The sequence below is a fragment of the Pseudomonas sp. P7758 genome (assembly GCF_013386485.1).
GTDB lineage: Bacteria > Pseudomonadota > Gammaproteobacteria > Pseudomonadales > Pseudomonadaceae > Aquipseudomonas.
In genome coordinates this window covers 1-4442 of sequence record NZ_JACARS010000200.1, presented here as the reverse complement: position 1 = coordinate 4442, position 4442 = coordinate 1, and the positions used below count along the sequence as shown (strand labels likewise).

Below are 4442 nucleotides of genomic sequence, written 5' to 3'. Positions count from 1 at the left end.
CCCTGGGCCTGGGCCGCCTCGGGTTTGCCGCGGCGGGCTTTATCCTGTTGTCGATCCTGCTGGCGCTGTGGCTGATGACTGCCAAGACCCGCGCCGTCTGCGCCTGAGCCTTCAGGGCAGGGAAGTGAACAGCTCCCGTCTGGCACCTTCGGTAATCGCCACGATGCCGGGGTGCTTGACCTTGCGCTCCACCGAGATTGCATAAAACGATTCGGTCACCGCATCCGTCTGGCCGATCAGCGCCACGCCATACTGGCGTTCCACCTCGTCGGCAATCACGCTCGGCGCGATGAAAATCCCGCTGCCGGATTGGCCAAAGGCCTGCATCAACGCACTGTCGTCAAATTCCCCGACAATCCGAGGCTGGATCTGCTGCTCGGCAAACCAGCGCAGCAAACGGCTGCGCACCACCGTCTCCGCCCCCGGAATCAACAGCGGCGCACCCTGCAGGCATTGTGGGAAATCGCCGCGATGCTGGTCAGCCAATGCCTGGGTTGCGAAGAAACTGATGCCGCATTCCCCGAGCTTCTGGCTGTAGCCCTTGATGTCCAGGTGCGGCGGCATCGGGCTGTCGGAGATCACCAGGTCCAGGCGCTGGATCGCCAGGTCCGCCAGCAAGCGTTCGAGCTTGTCTTCACGGCAGGTGATGCGGATCGGCTCGCTCAACTCCATGGTTGGCGCAATCAGCCGATAGACGATGGACTTGGGCACCACATCCGCGACGCCAACCCGGAACAGGATCTGCTGCTCATTGGGCTGGGTGCGCAACATCGCTTCAAGCTCATTGCCCAGCTGGAACATCTGCTCGGCATAGGGCAGCGCCTGGCGCCCGGCTTCGGTCAGCTCCAGCTGGCGCCCGACCTTCTGGAACAATGCCACGCCGAAGGTCTGTTCCAGCAGGCTGATCTGCCCGCTGATGGTCTGCGGTGTGAGGTTCAGTTGCTCGCAGGCGCGCACGATGCTGCCGGTCTTGGCGACGACCCAGAAGTAGTGCAGTTGTCGGTAATTGAGCATGGCGGCCAATACTTCGTGAAAACCGAAGTATAAGCGAAAAAAATACGAATTTTCCTGAAGTGTTACCCTGCATAGAATGCGTCGCTATCGAGGGGCCACTACTTGGACCCGAAGGTTCTAACGAGGAACGCATCATGAAACTCAATTCCCTGGGCGCAACGGCGTTACTTGGGCTTTCATTAGTCATGCTCAGTGGCTGTGACCAAGCGGAAAAAAGCGCGCAACAACTGCTGGGCAAGGCCACCGAGTCGGCCAAGCAAGTGATTGACGACACCCACCAGGCCGCCGAACAGGCGTTGAGTGACGCGACCAAGGGCTTGATCGCACCGCCGCAAGGCAAGCCGGACAAGCCGGAACAGGAAGACAGCAAGCCTGAGTCCACCTCCCAAGAAACCTGATACCCGCACACAACACCAGGAATGACCTATGGAATACCTTTTACAACTGGCCGCCAGCCCGACCGCGTGGATCGCACTGGCCACCCTGATCGTCATGGAGATCGTGCTGGGGATCGATAACCTGATCTTTATCTCGATTCTCACCAACAAGTTGCCGGTGAAGCACCGGGCCAAGGCCCGCCGCATCGGCATCAGCATGGCATTGATCCTGCGTCTGGGCCTGTTGAGCACCATCGCCTTTATCGTGCAGCTGACCGAGCCGGTCATCGACATCCTGGGGCAGTCGTTCTCCTGGAAAGACATGATCCTGATCGCCGGTGGCCTGTTCCTGGTGTGGAAGGCCACCACCGAGATCCATCACAGCATGGACCCCGAGAAGGAGCATGTGGACACCGGCGCGCCGAGCGTGACCCTGGGCTTCGCCTCGGCGATTGGCCAGATCCTGCTGCTGGACATGGTGTTTTCCATCGACAGCATCATCACCGCCGTGGGCATGACCGAGCACTTGCCGATCATGATCATTGCCGTGGTGGTCTCGGTGATCGTGATGCTGGTGGCGGCCGAGCCGCTGGCCAAGTTCATCAACGACAACCCGACCATTGTGATGTTGGCCCTGGGCTTCCTCATCATGATCGGTATGACGCTGATCGCCGAAGGTTTCGGCGCCCATGTGCCAAAAGGCTATGTGTATGCGGCCATGGCGTTCTCGGCGGCTATCGAATGCCTGAACATGATGCGACGCAACCGGCATAAACGGCTTGCTGCCAAACACTAAGGGCTGAACATAAAGGCCGACTGCATGCAGTCGGCCTTTTGCTGTCTGCTAGAATCCGCCCACTTGACGCCTTGAGGGATACCCATGAACGAGCCGATTCGCCTGACCCAATACAGCCACGGTGCTGGTTGCGGTTGCAAGATCTCACCTCAGGTACTGGAAGTGATCCTCGCCGGCAGTGGCGCACAGAACCTCGACCCCAAGCTCTGGGTAGGCAACGCTTCGCGCGATGACGCGGCGGTGTACGCCATCGACGAGGAGCGCGGCGTGGTGTCCACCACCGACTTTTTCATGCCGATCGTCGATGACCCCTTCGACTTCGGCCGCATTGCCGCCACCAATGCCATCAGCGATATCTATGCGATGGGCGGCGATCCGTTGATGGCCATCGCGATTCTCGGCTGGCCGGTCAACGTGCTGGCTCCGGAGATTGCCCGGGAAGTGATTCGCGGCGGCCGTTCCGTGTGTGACGCTGCCGGGATTCCCCTGGCCGGCGGCCACTCCATCGACGCCCCCGAGCCGATCTTCGGCCTGGCCGTCACCGGGCTGGTGGAAAAGCGCCACATGAAGCGCAACGACACCGCCACCGCCGGTTGCCAGCTGTACCTGACCAAACCCCTGGGCATCGGCATCCTCACCACGGCCGAGAAGAAGGGCAAGCTGCGCGAGGCCGACGTGGGCCTGGCCCGTGACTGGATGTGCACCCTCAACAAACCCGGCAGCCGTTTTGGCAAGCTGGCCGGTGTCACGGCCATGACCGACGTCACCGGTTTCGGCCTGTTGGGCCACCTGGTGGAAATGGCAGACGGCAGCCAATTAACTGCCCGCATCGAATACGAAAAAGTCCCACGCCTGCCCGGGGTTGAGTACTACCTGGAACAGGGCTGCGTCCCCGGCGGCACCTTGCGCAATTTCGACAGCTACGCCAGCAAGCTGGGGCGCCTGAACGAACTGCACAAACGCGTGCTGTGCGACCCGCAAACCAGCGGCGGGCTGCTGGTGGCGGTCACCCCCGAAGGCAATGCCGAATTCCTCGCCGTGGCGGCGGAGCTGGGCCTGAACCTTGAGCCGATCGGCGAACTGGTTGAGCGACAGACCAACGCGGTAGAGGTGTTCTGATGCCCATCGACATCACCGATTACCGCGATATCTTTCTCAACGACCGGCCGATGATGGATACCCGTGCGCCGATCGAGTTCATCAAGGGCGCGTTTCCCGGGGTGGTCAACCTGCCGTTGATGACCGACGACGAACGCGAACGGGTGGGCACCTGTTACAAGCAGCAAGGCCAGCAGGCGGCCATTGTTCTCGGGCACGAACTGGTGTCCGGGGCGATCAAGGCCGAACGTATCGAACACTGGGCGCGTTTTGCCCAGGCCAATCCGGATGGTCTGCTGTACTGCTTTCGCGGCGGGATGCGTTCGCAGATTGCCCAGCAATGGTTGAAAACCGAGGCGGGTATCGACTATCCGCGAGTGGGCGGTGGCTACAAGGCCATGCGGACTTTCCTGCTCGACACGGTTGAAAGCGCCACCGCGCAATGCGACTTCGTACTGTTGGGCGGCATGACCGGTACCGGCAAGACCGAAGTGCTCGGCCAGTTGAACAACGCCCTGGACCTGGAAGGCCACGCCAACCATCGCGGTTCCAGCTTCGGCAAACGCGCCACGGCGCAACCTTCCAACATCGACTTCGAAAACCGCCTGGCGGTGGACCTGCTGAAAAAGCGTGCCGCCGGTATCGAGCAGTTTGTGGTCGAGGATGAGAGCCGCATGATCGGCAGCTGCGCGCTGCCGTTGCCCCTGCACAAAGGCATGCAGGGCTTCCCGATGGTCTGGCTGGAAGACAGCGTTGAAGGCCGGGTGGAGCGCATCCTGAAGGATTATGTGGTGGATCTTTGCGCCGAGTTTGTCGCGGTGTTTGGCGACACTGGCCAGGAACTGTTTGCCGAGCGCCTGACCCAGAGCCTGGCCAATATCCACAAGCGCCTGGGCGGCGAGCGGTTTGCGCGGTTGCACGCGATCATGCAGGAAGCATTGGCAGAACAAGCCAGCAGCGGCGCGGTGGATTTGCACCGCGGCTGGATTGAAGGGCTGTTGCGTGAGTACTACGACCCGATGTATGCGTTCCAGCGGGAAAGCAAAGGCGCACGCATCGAGTTTGCGGGAGAGCAAGCGGCGGTGGTGGAGTATTTCCGGGACAGGCTCGCTCGGCGTACGTGATTGATTGAGTTGGCCGGCCCTTTCGCGAGCAAG

General features: G+C 61.2%; 5 protein-coding genes. 4 read left to right on the top strand and 1 reads right to left on the bottom strand.

Going from position 1 to position 4442, the window contains the following annotated elements; translation table 11 throughout:
• Positions 1–111: 111 nt before the first annotated feature.
• Positions 112–1014 (bottom strand): transcriptional activator NhaR, encoded by a 903-nt coding sequence (nhaR, locus tag HX873_RS30280; protein ID WP_003211241.1) that lies wholly within the window; start codon positions 1012–1014, stop codon positions 112–114.
• A 134-nt stretch (positions 1015–1148) separates the two neighbouring features.
• Here nhaR and HX873_RS30275 point away from each other — a divergent pair, with 134 nt between their 5' ends.
• The 4 genes from HX873_RS30275 (at position 1149) to mnmH (ending at position 4409) form a co-directional block, all read left to right on the top strand.
• Entirely contained in the window at positions 1149–1412 is a 264-nt protein-coding gene (locus tag HX873_RS30275; protein ID WP_023658942.1) for a hypothetical protein, read from the top strand.
• A 28-nt stretch (positions 1413–1440) separates the two neighbouring features.
• On the top strand, positions 1441–2187 hold the full coding sequence (locus HX873_RS30270) for a TerC family protein (protein ID WP_003211245.1): 747 nt from the start codon (positions 1441–1443) through the stop codon (positions 2185–2187).
• Between the two features lie 84 nt (positions 2188–2271).
• Entirely contained in the window at positions 2272–3306 is a 1035-nt protein-coding gene (gene selD / locus HX873_RS30265; protein ID WP_003211248.1) for a selenide, water dikinase SelD, read from the top strand.
• On the top strand, positions 3306–4409 hold the full coding sequence (gene mnmH / locus HX873_RS30260; protein WP_102604856.1) for a tRNA 2-selenouridine(34) synthase MnmH: 1104 nt from the start codon (positions 3306–3308) through the stop codon (positions 4407–4409). Before selD ends, mnmH begins: the two co-directional genes overlap by 1 nt.
• The last annotated feature ends 33 nt before the right edge of the window (positions 4410–4442 follow it).